The sequence below is a fragment of the Oceanibium sediminis genome, assembly GCF_003265325.1.
GTDB lineage: Bacteria > Pseudomonadota > Alphaproteobacteria > Rhodobacterales > Rhodobacteraceae > Halovulum > Halovulum sediminis.
Window position 1 is genome coordinate 58,894 of record NZ_QGNX01000004.1, and the last position, 23,152, is coordinate 82,045.

22 protein-coding genes are annotated in these 23,152 nt (G+C 64.9%); 5 read left to right on the forward strand and 17 right to left on the reverse strand.

What is annotated here, in order from left to right:
* Window positions 1-7: 7 nt before the first annotated feature.
* Entirely contained in the window at window positions 8-1,060 is a 1,053-nt protein-coding gene (locus DJ029_RS11445) for a patatin-like phospholipase family protein (protein ID WP_112322608.1), read from the forward strand.
* A 96-nt stretch (window positions 1,061-1,156) separates the two neighbouring features.
* Here the strand turns inward: DJ029_RS11445 and DJ029_RS11450 are convergent, their stop codons facing one another.
* Complete coding sequence (locus DJ029_RS11450) at window positions 1,157-2,152, reverse strand: Hint domain-containing protein (protein ID WP_232823056.1); 996 nt, start codon at window positions 2,150-2,152, stop codon at window positions 1,157-1,159.
* Window positions 2,153-2,400: 248 nt separating this feature from the next.
* Window positions 2,401-3,030 (reverse strand): helix-turn-helix domain-containing protein, encoded by a 630-nt coding sequence (locus DJ029_RS11455; RefSeq protein ID WP_112322610.1) that lies wholly within the window; start codon window positions 3,028-3,030, stop codon window positions 2,401-2,403.
* Window positions 3,031-3,312: 282 nt separating this feature from the next.
* On the opposite strand from DJ029_RS11455, the gene DJ029_RS11460 reads away from it, so the two are divergent.
* Window positions 3,313-3,975, forward strand: coding sequence for a DsbA family oxidoreductase (locus tag DJ029_RS11460; RefSeq protein WP_112322611.1), 663 nt, complete (start codon window positions 3,313-3,315; stop codon window positions 3,973-3,975).
* Between the two features lie 373 nt (window positions 3,976-4,348).
* On the opposite strand, the gene DJ029_RS11465 is transcribed toward DJ029_RS11460, so the two are convergent.
* The 3 genes from DJ029_RS11465 to DJ029_RS11475 all read right to left on the reverse strand — a co-directional run bounded on the left by DJ029_RS11465 (window position 4,349) and on the right by DJ029_RS11475 (window position 8,678).
* On the reverse strand, window positions 4,349-4,567 hold the full coding sequence (locus tag DJ029_RS11465) for a hypothetical protein (RefSeq protein ID WP_112322612.1): 219 nt from the start codon (window positions 4,565-4,567) through the stop codon (window positions 4,349-4,351).
* Window positions 4,568-4,649: 82 nt separating this feature from the next.
* Entirely contained in the window at window positions 4,650-8,084 is a 3,435-nt protein-coding gene (gene mfd, locus DJ029_RS11470) for a transcription-repair coupling factor (RefSeq protein WP_112322613.1), read from the reverse strand.
* 63 nt (window positions 8,085-8,147) lie between these two features.
* Complete coding sequence (locus DJ029_RS11475) at window positions 8,148-8,678, reverse strand: hypothetical protein (protein ID WP_112322614.1); 531 nt, start codon at window positions 8,676-8,678, stop codon at window positions 8,148-8,150.
* A 137-nt stretch (window positions 8,679-8,815) separates the two neighbouring features.
* Between DJ029_RS11475 and hemB the strand changes: the two genes are divergently transcribed.
* Entirely contained in the window at window positions 8,816-9,808 is a 993-nt protein-coding gene (hemB, locus tag DJ029_RS11480; RefSeq protein WP_112322615.1) for a porphobilinogen synthase, read from the forward strand.
* A 19-nt stretch (window positions 9,809-9,827) separates the two neighbouring features.
* On the opposite strand, the gene DJ029_RS11485 is transcribed toward hemB, so the two are convergent.
* Window positions 9,828-10,622, reverse strand: a complete 795-nt coding sequence (locus tag DJ029_RS11485; RefSeq protein ID WP_112322616.1) for a sulfotransferase family 2 domain-containing protein — start codon at window positions 10,620-10,622, stop codon at window positions 9,828-9,830.
* Window positions 10,623-10,775: 153 nt separating this feature from the next.
* Between DJ029_RS11485 and DJ029_RS11490 the strand changes: the two genes are divergently transcribed.
* Together DJ029_RS11490 and DJ029_RS11495 are read left to right on the forward strand one after the other, a co-directional pair.
* On the forward strand, window positions 10,776-11,333 hold the full coding sequence (locus DJ029_RS11490) for a lipid-binding SYLF domain-containing protein (RefSeq protein WP_112322617.1): 558 nt from the start codon (window positions 10,776-10,778) through the stop codon (window positions 11,331-11,333).
* 111 nt (window positions 11,334-11,444) lie between these two features.
* Window positions 11,445-13,934, forward strand: coding sequence for a penicillin acylase family protein (locus DJ029_RS11495; RefSeq protein WP_112322618.1), 2,490 nt, complete (start codon window positions 11,445-11,447; stop codon window positions 13,932-13,934).
* Window positions 13,935-14,014: 80 nt separating this feature from the next.
* Here DJ029_RS11495 and DJ029_RS11500 read toward each other — a convergent pair whose 3' ends face one another.
* From DJ029_RS11500 to sufB, 11 genes are all read right to left on the reverse strand, one after another.
* A complete protein-coding gene (locus tag DJ029_RS11500) occupies window positions 14,015-14,905 on the reverse strand; it encodes a hypothetical protein (RefSeq protein ID WP_112322619.1) in 891 nt (296 codons plus the stop codon).
* Window positions 14,906-15,112: 207 nt separating this feature from the next.
* Entirely contained in the window at window positions 15,113-16,333 is a 1,221-nt protein-coding gene (locus DJ029_RS11505) for a cysteine desulfurase (protein WP_112322620.1), read from the reverse strand.
* 4 nt (window positions 16,334-16,337) lie between these two features.
* Window positions 16,338-16,922, reverse strand: coding sequence for a YIP1 family protein (locus DJ029_RS11510; RefSeq protein ID WP_112322621.1), 585 nt, complete (start codon window positions 16,920-16,922; stop codon window positions 16,338-16,340).
* A gap of 1 nt (window position 16,923) precedes the next feature.
* Window positions 16,924-17,592 carry a YIP1 family protein gene (locus tag DJ029_RS11515; RefSeq protein ID WP_157966351.1) on the reverse strand — a complete coding sequence of 223 codons (669 nt, stop codon included), beginning with the start codon at window positions 17,590-17,592 and terminating at the stop codon, window positions 16,924-16,926.
* Between the two features lie 132 nt (window positions 17,593-17,724).
* The gene (locus DJ029_RS11520) at window positions 17,725-18,318 is read right to left on the reverse strand and encodes a YIP1 family protein (protein ID WP_112322623.1); all 594 of its coding nucleotides are present in this window, start codon (window positions 18,316-18,318) and stop codon (window positions 17,725-17,727) included.
* A gap of 3 nt (window positions 18,319-18,321) precedes the next feature.
* On the reverse strand, window positions 18,322-19,620 hold the full coding sequence (locus tag DJ029_RS11525) for a SufB/SufD family protein (RefSeq protein WP_112322624.1): 1,299 nt from the start codon (window positions 19,618-19,620) through the stop codon (window positions 18,322-18,324).
* On the reverse strand, window positions 19,620-20,375 hold the full coding sequence (sufC, locus tag DJ029_RS11530; RefSeq protein ID WP_112322625.1) for a Fe-S cluster assembly ATPase SufC: 756 nt from the start codon (window positions 20,373-20,375) through the stop codon (window positions 19,620-19,622). The genes DJ029_RS11525 and sufC overlap by 1 nt, the downstream gene beginning before the upstream one ends.
* A gap of 45 nt (window positions 20,376-20,420) precedes the next feature.
* Entirely contained in the window at window positions 20,421-20,906 is a 486-nt protein-coding gene (locus DJ029_RS11535) for a hypothetical protein (RefSeq protein WP_157966352.1), read from the reverse strand.
* 33 nt (window positions 20,907-20,939) lie between these two features.
* A complete protein-coding gene (locus DJ029_RS11540; RefSeq protein WP_198671132.1) occupies window positions 20,940-21,215 on the reverse strand; it encodes a hypothetical protein in 276 nt (91 codons plus the stop codon).
* Complete coding sequence (locus DJ029_RS11545) at window positions 21,212-21,532, reverse strand: heavy metal-binding domain-containing protein (protein WP_112322628.1); 321 nt, start codon at window positions 21,530-21,532, stop codon at window positions 21,212-21,214. Before DJ029_RS11545 ends, DJ029_RS11540 begins: the two co-directional genes overlap by 4 nt.
* A gap of 45 nt (window positions 21,533-21,577) precedes the next feature.
* Complete coding sequence (gene sufB, locus DJ029_RS11550) at window positions 21,578-23,101, reverse strand: Fe-S cluster assembly protein SufB (RefSeq protein ID WP_112322629.1); 1,524 nt, start codon at window positions 23,099-23,101, stop codon at window positions 21,578-21,580.
* Window positions 23,102-23,152 lie beyond the last annotated feature (51 nt).

Sequence of the window (23,152 nt, forward strand, 5' to 3'; positions counted from 1 at the left end):
CGCGCCCATGGGCTCCCGCAAGGTCATCAACCTCGCGCTTCAGGGCGGCGGCGCGCATGGCGCCTTCACCTGGGGCGCGCTTGACCGGCTGCTTCAGGACACCCGGATCGAGATCGAAGGCATCACCGCCACTTCCGCGGGGGCGATGAACGCGGCGGCGTTGAAGGCGGGCTGGGTCGCGGGCGGGCGCGAGGGCGCGCGCGCCATGTTGTCGGATTTCTGGACCGAGATTTCGGCCCACACCGTCGTCCCGAACGACGCGCTACAGGGCTGGCTCAGCGCCACCTCTCCCGCGCCCGAGATCTTCTCGCGCATCGTCGCCATGAGCCCGGGCTACTTCACGCTCGACACGCTGTCGCGCCTGTTTTCGCCCTACGAGTTCAACCCGCTCAACTTCCATCCCCTGCGCCCGGTCGTCACCAGGATGCTGGACTTCGACAAGGTCTGCGCCGATCCCGGACCAAGGCTGTTCATCTCGGCCACCAACGTGCGCTCGGGCAAGATCAAGATCTTCTCGGGTAAGGATATCAGCCCCGACGTCCTGCTCGCCTCCGCCTGCCTGCCCACGCTCTACCAAGCGGTGGAGATCGAAGACCCCGACACCGGCCTCCTCGAGGCGTACTGGGACGGCGGCTACATGGGCAACCCGGCGCTGTTTCCGCTGTTCTACGAAACCCAGACCGCCGACATCATGATCGTGCACATCAACCCGATCTACCGCGAGGACCTGCCCACGTCGGCCAGCGACATCCTGAACCGCATCAACGAAATCTCCTTCAACTCCTCCCTGTTGCGCGAATTGCGCTCGATCGACTTCGTCCAGCGCCTGCTGGAACACGGCAAACTCTCGAAAGGCTCGATGAAGAATGTCCTGATCCATTCGATCATGGACGACACGTTGATGAACAAGCTCTCGGCAGGCACCAAGATGACCCCGAACCGGGGCCTGCTGGAAACCCTGCGCGATGCGGGCGCGGCGCGCATGGACAGCTTCCTCGCGACGCATTTCGACGCGCTCAACACCCACGGCACCGTGGACCTGCGGGCCATGTTCGACTGAGCCAAAGAAAAGGGGCGCCAGAAACCGGCGCCCCCCACTTTACTCCAGAAATACTCCGGGGAGCGCGAGGGGCTGGCCCCTCGCTTCCCACGCCGCTTACAGCGCGGCGATATCCGTGTCGCGCAGCGTCGGGCGCACCGCCGGCACCGGCTTGCCGCCGATCAGCTCGGGGAACAGCGCCAGAACCTCGTCCCGCTGCTCGCTCGGCATGTGGTCGAGCGCCAGGTCGGACGGGTTCAGGCTCTCGCTCGGCGCGCCGTTGGCGGTCACGATCTCGTGGTTGTCGAACAGGATGTGGAAGTACTCGACTTCGCCACCCTCGGTCGCAAACACGTCGTCGCGCACCATCAGCTGACGCGCGGTGGCGAGCACTTCGCGCTCACCGAACAGCGCCTCGGCCTTCCAGCCCTCGACCAGCACGCGGTGTGCGGGCGACAGAACCAGGTCGCGGTCGTTGCCGAAAGCACCGGCCTTGATGGTGATCGGGGCGAGCGCACCTTCCGCTTTCACCGTGCGCGAACCGACCCAACGCAGCGGCTGAAGGCCACGGTCACGGGTGACGACCATGTCACCGGCTTCCAGCGCTTCCACGGCCACTTCGCCGCGCTCAGTCAGGATCATCGTGCCGCGGGTGAAGCACACAACGATATCGTCGTAGAAGATCCCGTCGATGCCGCTCGGGCTGTTGTTCACGGCAGTGATCGTCAATTCGGTACCCGGGGGCGGCAGCGGGCCAGACGTGATGAACAGATGATCGCCCGTGCTGTCATCGACGTTGATACGCCCGAAGATGGTTTCCTGCGCAACACCGTCGCCATCGGTCCAGCTGACGGTGGTGGTCGATTCCAGTTCCACGCCAGTGCCGCCAACCGGAATATTGGTAATGATGCCGGTCGAGGTATCTTCGACCGAAATCGTGCCGGACAAGTCATCGTTATCTTCGAAGACGTTGTTGCCGTTGTCTTCCAGCGAGAAGCTGGCAACGTTCTGGTAATCGGTCGAGGTCACTGTGTAGGTGTCACCGACACCTCCAAGCAACACATCGTCATAGAACGACTCGTCCGAAAACCCTGTGAAGTTAAAGGTCGCCACTGGCATATCTCCTTGTTGTTAGTCTGATTTATTGATGCCTCCGGAATCCATCCGGAATGCACAAGTATACCGTTATTGGCGAGGCGTATTCGCCACCGCACAACAACTTGCAAGGCCGGCACAGATAGCTTGCCTTAACAATAAATTAACCATCCACCGAATCGCTCGGTCGATCAAGAAGGAGTTTTTGAATTTGTTTGAATCATCACAGTCCCGCCGGTCGAAGGCGGGGCTGTAGGTGTGAGTATTCAGCCCGTACCGGTAACCCAGAGGATGGTGGCATCATCCTCGCTGACAGAAATCACATTGTGTCCCATCGCGGCGTCATAATAAGCACTGTCGCCCCGCTTCAAGCGCACGGGCGCATAGAACTCGGAATAGAATTCTACAATACCTGAAAGGACATAGAGGAATTCTTCGCCGTCGTGTCTGACCCATCCGTCGAAGTCGTCGAAGCTGCGGGCGCGCACGATTGCGCGGTAGGGAAGCATCTTCTTTCCACGCATTTCCGAGGCCAGTATCTCGTGCTCGTACGTGCGCGTGGGATGCGCCTGCCCCTCGCCCGCGCGGGTGATCGCGCGGCGCGCCAGAACCTTGTCGGCTTTTGGCGGCGTGAACAGCTGCGGGATGGAGATATCGAGCCCCTGCGCCAGTTTCTGCACCGCTTCGAAGGTCGGCGACATCTGGTGGTTCTCGATCTTGGATAGGGTGGAGCGTGCAAGCCCGGCCTTTTTCGCCGCCTGTTCCAGCGTCCAGTTCCGCGCCTTGCGCAGCTCACGCACCCGTTCGCCCAGGTTCAGCGCCTCGACCGGGCTTTCCATGTCATTCCCGTCGCGGGCAATCGAAAGCAGCGAAGGTTCGTCAGGGGTATCGTTCATCTGGCGTCCAGTCCTAGCCCGTGAAAACTCGTCGGGTCCCTGCGACATCGGGCGGAAAACCGTTCCGGATCACGCCATGGGTCCGCTGCAGGGTCTTTAGTCCCGGCAGGCGGGCATGACAACCAATCCCACACGGGCGCAGGGACGTATCCCCTCACGCAGTCTTGTGCCTCGGGTCGCGGATCCCCCATTGCACCCGGTGCCCCAGGGACTACAACGAAGGGAAATCACCATGGCCCTGAAACGAAAGCTGCGGGCGCACCACGCCCCGGAAGGTTCACGATGACCACCACCCTCGACATCATCTCTGACCCGATCTGCCCCTGGTGCTATATCGGCAAGTCCCGCCTGGACGCGGCGCTGGCGCAGCGCCCCGACCACCCGTTCCTGATCCGTTGGCGTCCGTTCCAGTTGAACCCCGACATGCCCGCAGAAGGCATGGAGCGCGCGGCCTACCTGGAACAGAAATTCGGTGGCCCCGAGGGGGCCGAGCGGGTCTATCGCCAGATCGAACAGGTGGCGAGGGACGACGGGCTCGACCTCGATTTCGCCGGGATCGCGCGCACGCCGAACACCATCGATGCGCATCGCCTGCTGCGCTGGGCCGCGATCGAGGGGCGCCAGTCCCTTGTCGCCAATCAGTTGTTTCATAGGTATTTTCAGAAGGGTGAGGATATCTCGGACCATGCGGTGCTGGTGGATATCGCGCGCACCGTGGACATGGACGCCGAGGCGACAGCGCGCCTTCTGGCGGGCGACGCGGACCTTGCCGAAACCCAGGCCGAGGATCGCCAGGTCCGCGAGATGGGCGTGACCGGCGTTCCCACCTTCCTGATCGGCGGCAAATACGTCGTCACCGGTGCGCAGGAGACCGAGACCTGGCTTCGCATCATCGACGAGATTGTACAGAAGACGGCCGACCTTGCCGCCGCGAAGCGGGGGTGAGGCTGGTAAAGTCCGTTCACAAATTGTCCACGAAGTGATGGGAATCTTCGGGGCGTCGTCGTCGCCCAAGGTTGCCGATGAAGACACCCCTTGCCCGTGGTTCTGCTGCTCGCCGCCTGCTCTACCCCGCCTGAGCACCCGAAGGCGGGTGTCACCCGCGCCACGGCGCCGCTTGCCTGCGAAATGCCCCGTGCCGGGGCCTGACCGACCCCAGCGCCACCGGCAAGCCTCGGGGATGCCCGGCATTACCGCCGCGCGATGCAGGGCGCCTTCTCAGGGCTTCTCGGCCTGCTGTGATCCGCCGGTCATCCTGACCCCGCGCAGCATTGGCGCGGGGCTTCAGGATCTGAGGGTACTGGGCGGCTATTTGGCCCTAGTCCTCGGCCGGGGTGACCTCGATGGTGGGGACGGTCACGGTGGTCTCTCCGACTTCGGCGTCGCCGGTTTCCACCTTGAACTCGGGGGCCTGACCGCCTTCCACGCTGACATCGACGTCGGGCAAGGTGCCCTCTTCGGTCTGTTCCACGTCAAGTAAGAAGAAGCCGGCAGCAATCAGAACGACTGCGGCAGCGACAGCAATAATCTTTCCCATGATAGTCCTCCTGCGCCAGGGCCCGCGGGGTGTCGCGCGGCCTATGATTGGAAAACCATCCGATGGGGCGTTCGGTTCCGGTTTATTTCGCGGTATTGCGCGTGGCCAGGTCCGAGGCGATGGCGAACGCGCCCTTGATCTTGTCACTGTCGCGCTTCCAGTCGCGGCGCACGATGACCTTGTTGTCCCGTACTTTCGCCAGGCCCTTCTGCTCCTCGAGGAAGGCGACCAGCCCGGCGGGGTTGGCGAACTTGTCGTTGTGGAACTGGATCACGGCGCCCTTCGGCCCGCCATCCAGCTTCGCGATCCCGGCCTGCTTGCACTTGGCCTTGATGCGCACGACGTTCAGCAGCGTATTGATTTCCTTTGGAAGTTTTCCGAAGCGATCGATCAGTTCGGCGGCGAAGCCCTCAAGCTCCACCTTGGTGCTCAGACCCGACAGGCGGCGGTACAGGCCAAGGCGCACGTCCAGGTCCGGCACGTAGGTGTCCGGGATCAGCACCGGCACGCCAAGGCTGATCTGTGGTGCCCAGCCCTCGTCCGCCTCGCTCAGGCCTTCCATCGCGCCAGACTTCATCTTGGCGATCGCCTCTTCCAGCATGTCCTGGTACAGCTCGAAGCCCACCTCGCGCACCTGGCCCGACTGCTCGTCGCCCAGCAGGTTGCCCGCGCCGCGAATGTCCAGGTCCTGGCTGGCCAGCGTGAACCCCGCGCCGAGGCTGTCCAGCGAGCCGAGCACGCGCAGCCGTTTTTCCGCCGCCGGGGTCAGCTTGGTGCGCGGCGCGGTCGTGAAATACGCATAGGCCCTGATCTTCGAGCGCCCGACGCGGCCCCGGATCTGGTAGAGCTGGCTCAGCCCGAACATGTCCGCGCGGTGCACGATCAGCGTGTTCGCGCTGGGAATGTCGAGGCCGGATTCCACGATCGTCGTGGCCAGCAGCACGTCGTACTGCCCGTCGTAGAAAGCATTCATCCGCTTGTCGAGCTCACCCGCCGCCATCTGGCCGTGGGCGACAAGGAAGCTGACCTCCGGCACCTGTTCGCGCAGGAACGCCTCCATCTCGGCCACGTCGGAGATGCGCGGCACGACGAAGAAGGACTGCCCGCCGCGATAATGCTCGCGCAGCAGCGCCTCGCGCACGGTGACGGCGTCGAAGGTAATGACATAGGTGCGGATCGCCAGCCGGTCGATGGGCGGCGTGCCGATCAGGCTGAGGTCGCGCACCCCGGTCAGCGCCAGTTGCAGCGTACGCGGGATCGGCGTGGCGGTCAGCGTCATCACATGCACTTCCGAGCGCAAATGCTTCAGCCGTTCCTTGTGGCCGACACCGAACTTTTGTTCCTCATCGATGATGACAAGGCCGAGAGAGGCGAACTTGACCTGTTGGGCCAGGATCGCATGGGTGCCGACGACGATTTCCACTGTGCCTTCGGCAAGCCCTTTCCGCGTCTCGGCGGCTTCACGGGCGCTGACGAAGCGGGACAGCTGGCGCACCTTGATGGGCATGCCCCGGAAGCGCTCGGCAAAGGCCTGGGCGTGCTGGCGGGCCAGCAGCGTGGTGGGCGCGACCACGGCCACCTGCTGGCCGGACATCGCGGCCACGAAGGCGGCGCGCAGGGCGACTTCCGTCTTGCCGAAGCCCACGTCGCCGCAGATCAGCCGGTCCATCGGGCGGCCCGCGGACAGGTCGTCCAGCACGTCGCCGATGGCGTTCAGCTGGTCGTCGGTTTCCTGGTAGGGGAAGCGCGCGCAGAACTGGTCCCACAGCTCGTCCGGGGGCGTCAGCACGGGCGCGGTGCGCAGCGCGCGCTCGGCGGCGATGCGGATCAGCCTGTCCGCCATCTCCCGGATGCGTTCCTTCAGCTTGGCCTTCTTGGCCTGCCACGCGCCCCCGCCCAAACGGTCGAGCAAGCCCTCTTCATGGCCATAGCGGCTGAGGAGTTCGATGTTTTCCACCGGCAGGAACAGCCGGTCACCCCCGGCGTATTCCAGCGCGATACATTCATGGGGCGCGCCCATGGCCGTCACGGTTTCCAGCCCCGTGTAACGCCCGACGCCGTGCTCAAGATGTACGATCAGGTCACCCGGGCTCAGCGCGTTGGCTTCCGTGAGGTAGTTTTCGGCCCGGCGCTTGCGGCGCGGCGCGCGGATCAGCCGGTCCCCGAGCACGTCCTGCTCGGTGATCACGGTCAGGCCCGGCGCCTCGAACCCCGATTCAAGGGCCATCACGGCCAGGTACAGCCCGCCCGTCTTTTCCGGCACGTCGCGAATGTCGTCGATGGGGCTGGCGTCGGTGATATCCGCGTCTTCCAGCATGGTGCCCATGCGTTGGCGCGCGCCCTCGGAATAGGTGGCGAGCACCACGTTGGATACCGCGCGCCGCGCGCGGATGTGATCGGCCAGCGCCCCGAACAGGCTGACCTGCTCCTGCTGGCGTTCCGGCGCGAAGGAGCGGCCCAGCCGCCCGCCCGCGTCCAGCACGCCAAGCCCGACGGGTTGGGGCAGCACCGAAAGCTGGCGCACGCCGTGCCCGTCAAGCGCCTGGTTCCACGTGGTTTCGTCGAGGTAGAGCAGCCCGGGGGGCACGGGCTTGTAGACGGTGCCGTGCCGCCCCTTGTCCTTCAGCGCCTCGCGCCGCGCGTCGTATTGATCCGCGATGCTTTCCCAGCGGGCGATGCGCGCGCTCTCGAGCTGGTCGTCCAGGAACACCGGCGCGTCCGGAAGGTAATCGAACAGCGTGTCCATGCGTTCATGGAAGAACGGGGCCCAATGCTCCATGCCCTGGTGTTTGCGTCCGACGCTGACCGCCTCGTACAGCGGGTCGTCGGTGCCCGCGGCGCCGAACTCGATGCGGTAGTTCTGGCGGAACCGCTGGATCGAGGCGGTGTCGAGGATGATCTCGGACGCGGGCGCAAGGTCCAGCCGGTCAAGACTGCGCGCGCTGCGCTGGGTGGCCGGGTCGAACTGACGGATGCCGTCCAGCACGTCCCCGAACAGGTCGAGGCGCACGGGCTGCTCCGCCCCGGGCGGGAACAGGTCGATAAGCCCGCCGCGCACCGCGAAGTCACCCGGCTCCGTCACCGTGGGGGCCTGCGCATAGCCCATACGCGCCAGGTAGCTGCGCAACGCATCCACATTGATCTGCGTTCCGACCCGCGCGGAAAAGCGCGATGCGCCCAACGTGTCGCGCGCCGGCACGCGTTGCGTCGCTGCGGCCAGCGTGGTCAGGATGGCGATGGGTCCCTTCAGCCCGCCCGCCAGTGCCGCCAGCACCGACATGCGCGCCGCCGAAACTTCGGCCGCGGGGGAAATCCGGTCATAGGGCAGGCAATCCCAGGCCGGGAACACCAGGATCGGCAGGTCCGGCGCAAAAAAGCCCAGGGCCGCGCGCATCACTTCCAGCCGGGCGCCATCGCGCGCGACATGGATGACCGGCCCCTCCGCCAGCTGGGCCAGGCGGGCGGCGTCGAACCCCTCGGGGGCGCCGCTGAGGATCGTGCGGTCAGGTGACTTCATACGCGACATGCAGCGCGACCTATCCCGCCATGCGAAAGGGTTCAAGATAGAAGCAGCCCATGCTCAGAACGCCCAGATGGTAATGTTCCTGTAGGCTTCGAAAATCGCGAGGATCACCGCCATGCTCACCCCGAGCAACCCGATCAGCTGGTTGACGAGGCGCATACGCTTCACCTTGAGCAGCAGGGCATCGCCCCGCAGGTCAGCGCGCCGGATGGCGAGCGCGCCGCGCACTGTCACCACGTAGATGACCGTCAGCGGCAGGAACAGCGTTAGCATCGCGCGGGCGAATTCCAGGTCGCCCAGCGTGGCCAACGTCAGAAGGACCGAGTTCAGGAAGGCACTGACGCCCACCATGATGGCCCCGAACCGTGCGGTATAGGTGGTGAAGCGGAACACCTGCGCCTGGATCAGCGCCTCGGTCGCGCGGTGCCAGGGGCCATCCTCGGTCTTTTCCCGCTGGGCTTCGGACACCATGTCGAAAGGCACGCCCATGGTGAAATGGCTGGCCATCGACCAGGCGACAACATGCATGATCCAGAACCACAGCGTCCAGAAGCTGTCGCGATCCATCAGTTCGAAAAGAAGATCCAAGGTACCTGACCCGTAATGCCTGCCCCGTCCACCTAGCCGATCGGCGGGCGGATTCAAATGCTTCTGGCGGGGGAACTTGCCCACGCCAGCCCGGCGTGGCACAGAAGGGCATCTCAACCGTCAGGGATCCAACGATCATGATACCGCTTTCCGCCCCCTTCCCGCTGAACCGCCCCCGCCGCCTGCGCCGGGAGGGCTGGATCCGGGAACTGGTGGCCGAGACCCGGCTGACACCGGAGGACCTGATTTGGCCGATGTTCGTCTGCGACGGCGACAACCAGCGCGCCCCGGTCGGTTCCATGCCCGGCGTGGACCGCCTGAGCGTCGATTTGGCGGTCGAGGCCGCGCGCCAGGCAGCCGACCTTGGCATTCCCTGCGTCGCGCTATTCCCCTACACCGACGAGTCGAAAAAGACGCCGGAGGCCGAGGAAGCTTGGAACCCCGACAACCTGGTGAACACCGCCACCCGCGCGATCAAGGCCGCGGTGCCGGACCTTGGCGTGATGCTGGACGTGGCGCTGGACCCCTACAACGCGGACGGTCACGACGGGCTGGTGCGTGACGGCGTCATCGTCAACGACGAATCCCTGATGGCGCTGGAAAAGCAGGCCCTGGCCCAGGCCGAGGCGGGTGCCGACATCCTTGGCCCCTCGGACATGATGGACGGGCGCGTCGGCGTGATCCGCCAGGCGCTGGAGTCCCATGACTTCCAGGACACGATAATCATGAGCTACGCGGCGAAATACGCCTCTGCCTTCTATGGCCCGTTCCGCGATGCGGTGGGCGCCACCGGTGCGCTGAAAGGCGACAAGAAGACCTACCAGATGGACGCGCGCAATGCGTCCGAAGCGCTGCGCGAAGTCTCGATCGACCTGGCCGAGGGCGCGGACATGGTGATGGTGAAGCCCGGCCTGCCCTACCTGGACATCTGCACCTCCGTGAAGCGCGAGTTCGGCGTGCCGACCTTCGCCTACCAGGTGTCGGGCGAATACGCGATGATCGAGGCGGCCGCCGCCAACGGCTGGGTGGATGGGGACAAGGTCGCCATGGAAAGCCTGGCCGCGTTCAAACGCGCGGGCTGTGACGGCATCCTGACCTATTTCGCGCCGCGCATCGCGCCGCTGCTCTAGGCGGTTACTCCAGGCGGGCTCAATAGCCCGCCCAACTGTCAGGATCGTATCCGAACACCTTGAAATCCCGCGCATATAGCGCGCTGATCAGGGCCGCGTTCGCCGCATTCAAGACAGGCTCGCGCAGCTTGTGGGAGGCGTTCACCGGGCGGCTTGTGCGCGCGATCACCCAGTCCGGCGGAAAGCCCAGCGGCGACAGGATCTGCGCCAGCTGCGGGCCCATGTCCTCCTCCATGCGGATGACGCCGGTATAGGGCAGCTTATCCCACAGGATCACGCGCCACTGCTCTTCCCAGTGCTTGTTGCGCCGCCCCTCCGGCTCGGACTGCACGAAGGACAGGAAGGTGTCGAATGGCACCAGCTCGCCTTCGTCCGCGCCGGGCAGGCCCTTTGCCGCCGCATGGGCACGCAGCTTCGCCAGGACCCCGGCCCGGATCGAGCGTGGATACCCCGCGATCGCCCCGCCTTGCGCGAAATGCCCGTCGCGGAACTTGTCCCGCCAGGCCGATACCAGCCGCGCATAGGGGTTGCGCACGATGGTGTGCACCGCGAAATCCTGCGGCCGGCGCAGGAACCCCCAATACGCCCCGACCGGGGCCAGCGGCATCCGGCGCGCGACGTTCAGCACCCGGTAGCGCCCGTCCGACGGATCGCTCCGCCCCAGGTGCTGCCGGTACCCCTCTGCCAGCAGGTCGCGCAGGAAGCTTGAGCCGACCTTCGGGTTCAACACCAGCGCAAGCCCCCGCTCTGGCGCGAGCGCCAGGCGGAACGGGCTGAAATGTCGATCAAGGAGAACACGGGAAACGCTTTGCATCCAATCCGGGTATCGTCCCTTCCCCGCTCAGGCAAGGGCACGGGTTGAAAGCAGCGTGACCTCGCTCATGAACTGGTGTAATTCTGTCTTCAGGACGCCGGCACTTCCAAGACCGGCACCAGAGGCACATAATACTAGGCAAGGAGGGCAGTCATGTCCCTGACACGACGTACGTTCATGGTATCCGGGGCCCTCGGCGGCAGTGCTGCGCTTGCGGGATGCGGGCGCAACCAGCTCGCCACGGGCGCGGAACTGGACCAGAAGGTGGCTGCCAGCCGCGCACAGCTGTTCGACACGGTCCCCGGCACCCGCAGCCTGGCCGAGCGTTCTGCCGGGATGCTGATCGTACCGCAAATCATCAAGGGCGGCTTCATCCTGTCCGGCGCTTACGGCGAAGGCGCACTGCTGGTCGGGGATGCCGTTGTGGACTACATCTCGATGGCCGGGGCGGGCGTGGGCTTCCAGATCGGCGCGCAGAACTTCAGCCAGGCGCTGTTCTTCACCACCCCTGAGGCGCTGGCCGACTTCCGTCAGAGCGATGGCTGGGAAATCGGAGTGAACGCGGAAGTCGCGGTGTTCGACGGCGGCGCGGGCTACGGCGCCTCCACCAGCACGGTGCTGCGCCCGATCTACCAGGTGCTTTACGGCCAGCGCGGGCTGATCGTGGGCGCCAGCCTGGAAGGCGCGAAATACAACCGCCTGATCCGCTGAGGAGCATCGAAGCGGCTTTTCACCAGTTCGGCGCGAAACCGGTTTGCCCCTGCCCCGGCGGGCTGGTAGTTCATTGCGCCTAGGCGGATTTCAACCAACCGGCGGGGGCGCATGACGCGCAAAGTGTTCAACTGGCTGCTGCGCGCCTTGGGCGTGATGGTGTTTCTCTCCATCGCGGGCGCGGGCCTGGCCTATTACCTCGCCTCGCATTCGGTTCCCGAGTACGACGCCCGCCATCGCCTCGACTCCGCCCCGGGCGAGGTGGAGATCGTGCGCGACAATTACGCCGTGCCCCATATCTTCGCGGAAAGCGACGCGGCGGTGTTCTTCGGCCTCGGCTTTGCCCACGCACAGGACCGGCTGTGGCAGATGACCATGACAAGGCGCGTCGCGCAGGGCCGCCTGTCCGAGCTGTTCGGCGAGCGGACGCTGTCCACCGATCACCTGATGCGCGCGCTCGACCTCTATGGGATCGCGGGGCGCACGCATGAGCGGCAGAACGACCAGGTCAAGGCAGAGCTGCAAGCCTATGCCGATGGGGTGAACGCCTACCTGAAGCTGGTCCAGACCGAGGCGCTGGGGCGCGGCGCGCCGGAATTCTTCCTGTTTCCGCCCAATATCGCGCCCTGGACGCCGACGGATTCGGTGGCCGTGCTGAAGGTCTTCGCCCTGCAACTGACCGACAAGGCAAGCGCTGAGACGCTGCGCGCCGAGCTCAGCCTGCGCATCGGTCCCGAGCGGCTTGCAGACATCCTGCCAGAGGCCCCCGCCGCCGTGCTGGCGCTGCCCGAATACGCCGGATCCCTTGGCCTCTCGACGCAGGACTTAGCGGCCCTGCCGACGCGGGGCGCACGAACGCCGCTGTCCCCGGTGCCAAGCCCCGGCACGGCGGGCGCGTCCAACGCCTTTGCCGCCGCCCCCGGTCGCGCGGCGGCGGGCGCGGCACTTCACGCCTCCGATCCGCACCTCGGCCTGAGCGTGCCGAGCCCGCTCTACCTCGCGCATCTGGAGTTGCAGTCCGGGGGCGCGATCGGGGCCACCGTGCCCGGCGTGCCTGCGATCCTGATCGGGCGCACCGCAACCCTGGCCTGGGGCGTCACGGCCAGCTACCTCGACGACCAGGACATCGTGATCGAACGGCTTGGCGAGGCTGACGGCACCTACGTCAGCCCCGAAGGCGACGTCCCCTTTGAAGAGCGGGACACCGTGATCCCCGTCAAGGATGCCCAGCCGCGCAGCGTCAAGCTGCGCTGGACCCGGAACGGCCCGGTGATCCCCGCCCCGCATTTCGGCGCGGCGGCGGTGACGCCCCCCGGTCACGTCGCCGCCCTCAGCTGGACCGCGCTGACGGCCGAGGACCGCACCATCGAGGCGGCGATGAACCTGATGCGGCGCAAGGATATCGCATCGGTGCAACCGCTGCTCGACCTGTTCCACGCGCCGGCCATGAACCTGGTCATGGCGGATGCCGGGGGCCATATCGCGATCCAGGCGATCGGGGCTGCGCCGGACCGCCTGACCAGCCACGTCAGCCAGGGGCGCATCCCCGCCGCCGGCTGGCTGGCGCGCAACCTGTGGCAGGGCACACGGCCCGCCGCCGAGAACCCGGGCGTGGGCGACCCGGAGGGCGGCATCGTGGTGAACACGAACAACCGCACGACAGACGCCCCCTTCCCCGCCCACTGGAGCTTCGAGTGGGGCGATGCACATCGCATCCTGCGCGCCTCTCGCATGTTGAACGGGCGCGCGTTCCACACGCTCGACAGTTTCGTCGAGGTGCAGACCGACACGATCTCCCCTGCCGCGCGCGCGCTGTTGCCGCTGATCGGGCGCAACTTGTGGTACCAGGGCGAGCCGGCGGCGCAGGACACCGTCGAGCGCCAGCGCCAGATCGCGCTGGAAGCCCTGGCAAGCTGGACCGGAGAGATGGATGAACACGCCTTCGAGCCGCTGATCTTCGCCGCCTGGACCCGCCAGTTGCAACGCCGCCTGATCCTCGACGACCTGGGAGATTTGGCGCGCAGCTTCGCCCGCCCCGATCCGCAGTTCCTTGAGCGGGTCTTTCGCGATGTCGACGGTGCTTCCGCGTGGTGCGACATCCGCCAGTCCACGCAGGTCGAGGATTGCGAAACACTAGCCCGCCAAGCGCTGGACGCCGCGATCCTGGAACTCAGCGAAACCTACGGCCCGCGCATAGACGGCTGGCGCTGGGGTGCCGCGCATGTGGCAAGCCATGACCACCCGGTTCTGGGCGGGCAGACGGGCCTCGACTGGCTGCTGAACATCGTCCAGGAAACCCCGGGCGGGGATTTCACCATGCTGCGCGGCCAGACGGCCGGAACCGACGCGGCGCCCTATGCGAACGTGCACGCCAGCGTCTATCGCCAAGTCGTGGATTTCGCGGATCCCGACGGCTCGGTCTTCATCCTGTCCACGGGCCAGAGCGGCCACCCTCTGTCACGCCATTACGACGACCTGGCCCTGTTGTGGCGGCGCAGCGAGTATATCCCGATGTCGCTGGACCCGACGCTGGCCCGGGGCGGCGCTGTCGGGATCACACGGCTCCTGCCGCGCAGCGCGCAAAGCGCAAGCGCGGACTGACCCCCGCGCCAGGACAACGCCGCGCAAGAAAAAAGCCCCGCTGGGCAGCGGGGCTTTGATAGTCGGGCCGATGGCGCGCCTTACTGGGCCGCGGCGGATTCCGTTTCTTCCACTTCGGGCAACAGCAACTCCTGCTCGATCCCGAGAAGGGCGTTCACCTCCTCGATGACTTCGTTGGTCAGCTCCTTGTTGGCCGCGTTTTCCAGAAGTTCGATCGCCTCTTCGTCGGTGAAGTCGTCCGCTTCTTCCATGAGTTGTTCGTTCAGCTCATCCAGCGCGGTAAGTGCGTCTTCTTCCGTCTCTGCCGCGTCGAGATCCTCGAGCAGGGCGTCAAGCTCCTCCTCGGTATAGTATTCGGCCAGTTCCTCGCGGGCGCCTTCCTGGATTTCCTCGAGCGTGGCGTCATCGGCCAGGTTCGAGATGTATTCGTCGAAGGCTTCCGAGCGTTCGCCCGCCTCGGCCCCGTCCATCATGTAGTCGCGATAAATGGCGATGCGACCGACACGCGAGTTGGGGGAAGCATTGGCCAGCGCGTTCTCATTCGCGTGCGCCGCGTTCAGCGCACCCATCTGGGCACGCAGGTTCTTGGTTCTTTCCTTCTTGGCGCGCTTCAGGGCCAGGCTTGCGCGGCGCGCATCCTCGGCCTTGATCTTCTTGCCGCTGCCGTCAAGCAGCCACTCCGGCTTGCCGGTGCGCTTGGCCACGCCGTCAATCACCCACTGCGGCTTGCCGGTGCGCTTTTCGCCGCTGCGCCCCTGCGCATTGGCAGACTTCCCGCGGCTGGACTTGTCCTTCGACGCCCCGCCACGGTCACCCGAGTTGCCCCGGTCACCGGAATTGCCACGATCGCCTGAATTGCCCTGGGCCCAGGCGGCGTCCAGCCCGAAGCCAGAGGCTGCAGGTGTCACCGCAAGTGCGGCCGAAATCGCCAGAACAGTGACTGTCGCTCTGAATTTACCCAGGTCAATCATACCGATTCTCCTTCTTTGGAGCAGGTTTCGCATCAAGATACGTCAGAATTATGGTGCGAGGAAACGAACTTCGTACCCTGACGGTCTGGTGCACATGCCCGCTCAGCCGAAAGAAGACAAGGCCCATCCAATGAACACGGCGTGAAACCGGCAAGGATCAGCCGGAAACCGCAATGATTTTCCGAATTGTCGCAGGCGATTAAATCGTCAGGAAAACAACTCATGGCAGAGTTCCAGCGCCTCGATCAAAGCGTCGACTTCAGCGGTGGTGTTGTATAGTCCAAAAGAGGCGCGACAAGTTGCTGTCAGCCCCATGTGTTCCATCAGGGGTTGTGCGCAATGCTGCCCGGCACGCACGGCGATTCCCTTCTGGTCGACCACGGTCGAGATGTCATGGGCATGCCCCGCCCCTTCGATCGTGAAGCTGAAGATCGCGCCCTTGTCCGGTTGCGTGCCCTGCAAATGGAGCCAGTTCAGCCCCTTGAAGCGCGAGACCGCGTAGTCGCGCAGATGCGCCTCATGGGCCTGGATATTCTCCAGCCCGAGGCCGTTCATGTAGTCGATGGCAGCCCCGAGGCCGATCATCTGAACTATGCCCGGCGTGCCCGCCTCGAACTTGTGGGGCGGGTCGTTGTAGGTGACGCTGTCCCTGTGCACGTCGCGGATCATGTCCCCGCCGCCGATGAAGGGGCGCATTTCCGCCTGCCGGTCGCGGCGGATGTAGATCGCACCCGAAGCGGACGGACCGTAGAGCTTGTGCCCTGTAATCGCGTAGAAATCCGCGCCGATATCCACCATGTCCACCGGCATGTGCACAGCCGACTGGCTGCCGTCCACGCAGACCGCGACGCCCCGTTCCCGGGCCGCAGAACAGATCGTCTTCACGTCGACCACGGTGCCGAGCACGTTGGACATGTGGGTGACAGCGATCATCTTAGTTCTCGGCCCGATCGCATCGATGACCGCCTGCGGGTCGAGCGCGCCGCTCTCGTCCACGTCGACCCATTTCAGCACCACGCCCTGGCGTTCGCGCAGGAAGTGCCAGGGCACGATGTTGGCGTGATGCTCCATCACGCTCAGGATGATCTCGTCCCCCGCCTCAAGACGGGGCGCGGCCCAGCCGTAGGACACCAGGTTCAGCCCCTCGGTGGAGCCGGTGGTATAGATGATCTCGTCCTCGTGCGCGGCCCCGAGGAAGGCACGCAGCGTCTCGCGCACGGACTCGTAGCGGTCGGTGGCTAGGTTCGACAGGTAGTGCAGCCCGCGGTGCACGTTCGCGTATTCTTCCGAATAGGCACGGCTGACCGCGTCGATCACCGCCTGCGGTTTCTGGGCCGAGGCGCCGTTGTCTAGGTAGACAAGCGGTTTCCCGTTAACTGTACGGCCGAGGATCGGGAAATCCCCCCGCACGGTATCAACGTCATACATGGTCTTATTGAATCTCCGGTACCGGGACCCCGAGCATCGTCATCAGGATCGCGGTTAAAAACAGCACGGCAATCATCGTGATAAAGATCATGCCGAGCACTTTCAACACGTTCCCAAATCCATGTAACGCAGCCGTGACGCTCGCCAAGGCCCAGAAGTACCAAAATACCGTTGCAAGGTTCAGCAATGCGGCGAAGACGGGCAGGATCAGCAACAGCGCCAGTTGCGCGAATTGCGCCAGCGTCAGCATCACCTGCAGCCAGGCTACCAAGTTGATCGCGCCGCGATAGTCGCCTTCCCCGCCAAAGGCGCGCCCCACCCTCGCGACCAGCGCCGTGGTGACAAGAAATACCGAGACCTGCAACGCCACCGCCAGCAGCGGCGCCGCCAGCAACGCATCGGCCAGCGGGTTGCCCGGCATGGGCCACAGAAGTTGCAGGAAAACGACAGCCAGCGTGCTGGAGATGATCGCGACCACCCCGACCGAAAGGGCCTGGCCCGAAGAAAGAGGCGCGCCGAGGATCCGGCGCGCCGCTGATTTCGGCAGGGTCAGGCTTTCGACGACCAGCCGCCTGTAGGGTGGCACCATGTTACAGAATCCCGGCAGACCTCAGGAACATGGCGATCAGCATCGCGGAGAGCGCGATTCCGGACATGACCAGGAAGGAGACGGAGTTCTTCTTGAAGCCATTCGCCTCGGCCATGCCCTGGCTGATGAACCAGATGAAGGGCACCAGGCTGATCCAGTAGGGCGGCAGCGCGACCCAGTCCTCGCGGAAGATCGGGTAGACCGGCTCAAGGAACGACATGGCGACGGTCACGACCGCCATCAGCAGCCCGAAAGGTGCCGCGACCAGCGCGCCCCAGAAGATCCCGGCGCGGTTGTCGCGCCAGCTGCCCGTGCCGCCGCTCATCCGCGCGCAGACCGTGATGACAGCCGAAAAGGCATACATCGAGGCGGTGCGCAGCATCAGCGCGGCGATCAGCCAGGCCGCGATTTCCAGCGGCACCTGCGCCTGCACGCCGGACACCGGCGCGATCACGGTTTTCAGCGACCAGGACAGGAAAAAGATCATGTCCGACAGCAGCACATAGAACAGCAGCCGGTGCTCGGAGGGTTTCTCCTCGATCAACCGGCGGGTGGAGCGGCGCATGTCGACCCATGCATCAACGATCCGGTCGCCAAGCCCGGCGCGGTTTTCTTCCAGGCGCCCGCCCCCGTGCAGGATGGCAGTGGCTTCACTAAAATTCTCGGTCACGAAATCACCCTCCAATCGCAGTAACGCCTTTTGTGGCACGCTGACCCGTACCAAGGCAAAAAACGATCATAGGGTGACGATTATAGCGCCGATTGCGTCACAAATGGGGCATGACGCCGGTAACTGCCCGCGTTACGCGGAAAAAATCCACGGCAGCGCGACGATGGCGAGGGATATTGCCAGAATGGTTGCGAAAACCCTTACAGGCTGGGCAAATCCCTCTGCCTCGGTCAGGAAAGTTGCCCAGATCCAGGCGAATCCCAGGCTCGCGCAGGTGGACAGGATGCCCGCGATCCCCTGCGCCGCGGGGCCAAGGCTGATGCCGAGCACGATGGCGCCAATTGCGGCACTCCCAAGGCCGAGCGGCAGCGCGACGACCAGCGCCCAGATCAGCGCGACGCGGGCGGTGTAATGGGTCCCCGTCCCACCAAAGAGCCGCGCGACAAGGTGCGACACCCCGGCCAGGGCCAGCAGGAACAACGGCAGAAGGAACACCGCGCCGAACAGGCGGGCGGACAGGACGGCCACCAGCGCATCGGGCTCTTCCAGGCCCTGCGCCTGGCGGATGGCCGCGGGCAGGCTTGCGACGAAACTGGCCAGCGCCACCAGAAGCGCCAGCATGACCAGCTCGGAGTCGCGCGGCGCCTGTTCCAGCTTTGCGCGGATCGCGCCGCGCAGGTCGGCGTAGGCCGCGGCGATCGCCGCGACCAGTCCTTCACTCCCCACCGCTCAGAGTCCCGAGTTGCTGCGCCGTTCCAGCCAGCCGCCCAGGCGGTTGCGGATGGCGTTTGCCAGGACCTCGTCCTCGACCTCCTGGATCGCCTCGTCGAGGAAAGCAAGCACCAGCATGTCCTGCGCGGCATGACGCGGCACGCCGCGCGACGTCAGGTAGAACAGCATGTCCTCGTCCACCGCGCCAACGGTCGACCCATGCGAGCAGGCCACGTCATCGGCATAGATCTCAAGCTCGGGCTTGGCGAGGAACTGGCTTTCCTCGTCCAGCAGCAGCCCTTGGCTGATCTGGTAGCCATCGGTCTTCTGCGCGCCGGCCTTCACCAGGATCTTGCCCTGGAAGGCACCGGTCGCGCCGTTGCGCAGGACCTTCTTGTAGACCTGACGGCTTTCGCAGTTCACCGCGTCATGGGTGATGAAAACCGTGTCGTCGTGGTGGAAGGTCCCGTCCCCGGCGCAGGCCCCGGCAACCGTGGCATGGGCGTTGTCGCCGGTGAACTCGATGATCGCTTCGTTGCGGGTCAGCACGCCGTTCACGGTCAGGGTAAACGACTTGAACGAGGATTCTTCGCCAAGGCGTGCGAACATATGCGTCACGGCGCGTCGCTCATGATCGCGCCCCTGCGCGCGGACGTGGTGGAAACGCGCACCATCGGCGACGTCCACCTCCATGCACTTGTTGAAACGCGCGGCGGCGGGGCCGTTTTCGAGCAGCGTCATCTCTGCCCCGGCGTCCAGACGGATCACGTGGTGGATCACCGCATCCGACGCAACGTCATTGTGCAGGTACACCAGCGAGACGGGCTTTTCGACCTTCCCGGTCACATGGATCGCCAAGCCCTGCCCCGCGACGGCGGTGTTCAGTGCCGCCAGCGGGCGGGGCACCGGGTCCTGCCCGCGGGTTTCCAGCGCACCGTAGACGGACTGCGCCCAGTGGATATCCGCGCCGAGCGCATCCGACAGCGGCTCGATGGTCATTCCCTCGAGCGCGAGCGCGTCGGACTGGGCGAGGTCGATCACCCCATCCACGAACACGATCGTCAGACGGTCGACCTGGCTGAAGATCGACGTTCCGTCACGCTCCATCAGGGCGGCGGGCGGGGCGACATCGGCGGTCAGGCTGGAGGGGTCGGTGTACTTCCAGTATTCGTCGCGCCGCACCGGGCCGCCCATGGCGCGCAGCCGTTCGGCGGCGGACCGGCGGGCGGTTTCGGCCCATTTAGCCCCGGCCGCGGGCGTGGCATGGCGCGCGAGCAGCGCATCGGCGAGATCGATCTTGGGTTGGGCGAGCGCCATTACGCCACCTCCTCCAGGATGTCCGCGTAGCCGTTCTTCTCCACCTCCAGCGCCAGCTCGGGCCCGCCGGTCTTCACGATCCGCCCGTCGGCCATGATATGCACGACGTCCGGTTTGATGTGGTCCAGCAGGCGCTGGTAGTGGGTGATCACCAGGAACGACCGCCCTTCCGAGCGCAGTGCGTTCACGCCGTCGGCCACCAGTTTCATCGCATCGACGTCAAGCCCGGAGTCGGTCTCATCCATCACGCACATCTTGGGCTCGAGAACGGCCATCTGCAGGATTTCGTTGCGCTTCTTCTCGCCGCCGGAAAAGCCGACGTTGACCGGGCGCTTCAGCATCTCGTCGCTGATCTGAAGCTCCTTCGCCCTGGCGCGGACAAGCTTCAGGAACTCGGCGGCGTTGACCTCTTCCTCGCCGCGCGCGCGGCGCTGGCCATTCAGCGCGGTGCGCAGGAAGGTCATGTTGCCCACACCGGGGATTTCGACCGGGTACTGGAACGCCAGGAATAGCCCGGCCGCGGCGCGCTCTTCGGGCTCCATGTCGAGCAGGTCCTGGCCTTCGAGGGTCGCGCCGCCCTCTGTCACCTCGTAGCCGTCGCGGCCCGAGAGGACATAGCTCAGCGTCGACTTGCCCGAGCCGTTGGGGCCCATGATGGCATGCACCTGGCCGGCGCCGACGCTCAGGTCGACCCCCTTGAGGATCTGCTTGTCCTCTTCCTCAAGCTTCACGTGCAGGTTACTGATTTCCAGCATATTTTCTCTTTCCTCGGTTCGTCGGCTCCGTGGGATGCCGGCGGATCACTCCGCCGGTTGGGCCCCCGGAACCGCTATGGTGTCCTCGGCTATGTCGCGCAGCGACTGAAGGGCCGGGTATTGGTTCAGGACAGTGTCCAGTTCGCCACGCAGCGCGGGCAGGTTTTCTTCCACGACGGGCACCGCCGCCATGATGTGGTTTCCGAAGGGCACCCAGATCAGAGCGCCCAGGATCAGACCCAGGATCAATGGGATCCTGAGCACGATCCGGCGCACGATCAGCAGGAACAGCAAGCCGATCGCGATCGCGATATAGGTCGCGTACTGCCGCCATTCCTCACCCAGCGCCGCGAGCCGTTCGTTGTACATCGCATGAAGCTGCCCCAGCGCCTCAGGTGCGCCCAGATAGACCGCCAAGCCCGCAAACCCGACGATCAGGCCGAAGATCAACGGCATGAGCGCCCCGCTTTTTTCGCGCGGCTCGTAGTAAGGCTCCGGCTCGACCATGGCCGTTTCTCTGGTGCGTCGCATCGTTCAATCCCTCGTCCTGGTTTTCTCGATTCCTCAGGCGTCCCCCTGTTCACGCACCTGGTCAAGGCCGGGATTGCGGTCAAAGGTGTGTTTTGCCTCAGGATCGTCGATACGATACCACCGGAACAGCTTCGCAATCCAGTTGTGGCTATAGTGGAACAAGGTCGAGAAGACCGCCGTCTTGATCGCGGCCTCAAGGAAGGCCGCCAGCGTGGTGACGTTCGGCCCGTCCAGCCACAGGCTGGACAGGAAGTTCAGGATGAAGAAGATCACCCCCGCGATGATGGATGCGCCCAGGAACGGCATCAAGCGCCCTCCACCGTGACGGAGGTGCCCGAGGCGCTGACCATCAGCATCGAGTTGCCGACCACCTCGTAATCCAGGTCAATCCCGACAACCGCGTTGCCCCCCAACGCCGCCGCACGCTCCGCCAGCTCGCGCATGGCGGTGTCGCGCGCTTCGGAAAGGCTCGCCTCGTAGGAGGAGGAGCGCCCACCGATGATGTCGGTGATTCCGGCGAACAGGTCACGCACCACGTTCGCGCCCAGGATCGCCTCGCCCACCACAACGCCATGGTAGGCGGTGATCTTGTGGCCTTCCAGCGTGGGGGTCGTGCTCATGATCATGTCGTTCCTCCGTCCCGATGTGCGAACCTTGCGCGCGCGCAGCGCTCAGCCGACGCTCCCCTCGAGGGAGATGGCGACGAGCTTCTGGGCTTCCATGGCGAACTCCATCGGCAGCGCCTGAAGAACCTCCTTGCAGAAGCCGTTCACGACCAGCGCGACCGCCTCTTCCTCGTCCATGCCGCGCTGGCGGCAGTAGAAGAGCTGGTCGTCATCCACCTTCGAGGTGGTCGCCTCGTGCTCCACCCGGCTCGAGTTGTTGCGGCATTCGATGTAGGGCACCGTATGCGCGCCGCAGGTGTCACCGATCAGCAGGCTGTCGCATTGGGTAAAGTTGCGCGATTCCTTCGCCTTGGGGTGCATGGACACCAACCCGCGGTAGGTGTTTTGCGCCTTCCCGGCGGAAATGCCCTTGGACACGATCCGGCTTTTCGAGCGTTTGCCGAGGTGGATCATCTTGGTCCCGGTGTCGGCCTGCTGCATGTTGTTGGCGATGGCGATGGAATAGAACTCGCCCTGCGTGTCGTCACCGCGCAGGATGCAGCTCGGGTATTTCCAGGTCACGGCGGAACCGGTTTCTACCTGCGTCCACATCACCTTGGCCCGGTCCTCGCGACAATCGGCGCGCTTGGTCACGAAGTTGTAGATCCCGCCCTTGCCGTTTTCATCGCCCGGATACCAGTTCTGCACGGTGGAATACTTCACCTCCGCGTCCTCGAGGATCACTATTTCAACCACTGCCGCGTGCAGCTGGTTTTCGTCGCGCATCGGCGCGGTGCATCCTTCGAGGTAGCTTACGTGCGACCCCTTGTCGGCGATGATCAGCGTGCGCTCGAACTGGCCGGTGTTTTCCGCGTTGATGCGGAAATAGGTCGAAAGCTCCATCGGGCAGCGCACACCCGGCGGGACGTAGACGAAGGACCCGTCCGAGAAGACGGCGGAGTTCAGCGTTGCATAGAAGTTGTCCGACTGCGGCACGACCGAGCCGAGGTATTTCTTCACCAGCTCGGGGTGTTCCTGAATCGCTTCGGAGATCGAGCAGAAGATCACACCCGCCTTGGCCAGTTCATCCTTGAAGGTCGTGCCGACGCTGACGCTGTCAAAGACCGCGTCCACGGCCACCTTGCGGCCCTCGGCCGGGGTGGCTTCGGCGCCTTCGACGCCGGCCAGGATGGCTTGTTCCTTCAGCGGAATGCCCAGCTTGGCGTAGGTCGCCAGAAGCTCGGGGTCCACCTCGTCCAGGGACTTCGGCTTTTCGCGCATGGAAACGGGCTTGGCGTAATAGTACTGATCCTGGAAGTCGATCTTGGGGTAATGCACCATCGCCCAGGTCGGCTCTTCCATTTGCAGCCAGCGGGCATAGGCCTGCAGGCGCCACTCAAGCATCCAGTCCGGCTCGCCGTTCTTTTCCGAGATCAAGCGCACGATGTCCTCGTTCAGACCCTTGGGCGCGTAATCCATCTCGATGTCGCTGGACCAGCCGTACTTGTACCGCTCGCCGACCGATTTCACCGCATCGACGGTTTCCTGGTCGACACCGTCCTTTACCTGAACATCATCCAAAGCTGCCATTCTTCCTCTCTTCCGCCCGAAGGGTGCGCGCTTGTTTGCGCCGTTCCCCCA

Bases quoted from the DNA above. Each gene is read 5' to 3' on its own strand.
- DJ029_RS11445 (WP_112322608.1), top strand. From the start codon at position 8: ATGGGCTCCCGCAAGGTCATCAACCTCGCGCTTCAGGGCGGCGGCGCG.
- DJ029_RS11455 (WP_112322610.1), bottom strand. From the start codon at position 3,030: ATGAACGATACCCCTGACGAACCTTCGCTGCTTTCGATTGCCCGCGAC.
- DJ029_RS11460 (WP_112322611.1), top strand. From the start codon at position 3,313: ATGACCACCACCCTCGACATCATCTCTGACCCGATCTGCCCCTGGTGC.
- DJ029_RS11465 (WP_112322612.1), bottom strand. From the start codon at position 4,567: ATGGGAAAGATTATTGCTGTCGCTGCCGCAGTCGTTCTGATTGCTGCC.
- mfd (WP_112322613.1), bottom strand. From the start codon at position 8,084: ATGAAGTCACCTGACCGCACGATCCTCAGCGGCGCCCCCGAGGGGTTC.
- hemB (WP_112322615.1), top strand. From the start codon at position 8,816: ATGATACCGCTTTCCGCCCCCTTCCCGCTGAACCGCCCCCGCCGCCTG.
- DJ029_RS11485 (WP_112322616.1), bottom strand. From the start codon at position 10,622: ATGCAAAGCGTTTCCCGTGTTCTCCTTGATCGACATTTCAGCCCGTTC.
- DJ029_RS11490 (WP_112322617.1), top strand. From the start codon at position 10,776: ATGTCCCTGACACGACGTACGTTCATGGTATCCGGGGCCCTCGGCGGC.
- DJ029_RS11495 (WP_112322618.1), top strand. From the start codon at position 11,445: ATGACGCGCAAAGTGTTCAACTGGCTGCTGCGCGCCTTGGGCGTGATG.
- DJ029_RS11500 (WP_112322619.1), bottom strand. From the start codon at position 14,905: ATGATTGACCTGGGTAAATTCAGAGCGACAGTCACTGTTCTGGCGATT.
- DJ029_RS11505 (WP_112322620.1), bottom strand. From the start codon at position 16,333: ATGTATGACGTTGATACCGTGCGGGGGGATTTCCCGATCCTCGGCCGT.
- DJ029_RS11510 (WP_112322621.1), bottom strand. From the start codon at position 16,922: ATGGTGCCACCCTACAGGCGGCTGGTCGTCGAAAGCCTGACCCTGCCG.
- DJ029_RS11525 (WP_112322624.1), bottom strand. From the start codon at position 19,620: ATGGCGCTCGCCCAACCCAAGATCGATCTCGCCGATGCGCTGCTCGCG.
- sufC (WP_112322625.1), bottom strand. From the start codon at position 20,375: ATGCTGGAAATCAGTAACCTGCACGTGAAGCTTGAGGAAGAGGACAAG.
- DJ029_RS11535 (WP_157966352.1), bottom strand. From the start codon at position 20,906: ATGCGACGCACCAGAGAAACGGCCATGGTCGAGCCGGAGCCTTACTAC.
- DJ029_RS11545 (WP_112322628.1), bottom strand. From the start codon at position 21,532: ATGATCATGAGCACGACCCCCACGCTGGAAGGCCACAAGATCACCGCC.
- sufB (WP_112322629.1), bottom strand. From the start codon at position 23,101: ATGGCAGCTTTGGATGATGTTCAGGTAAAGGACGGTGTCGACCAGGAA.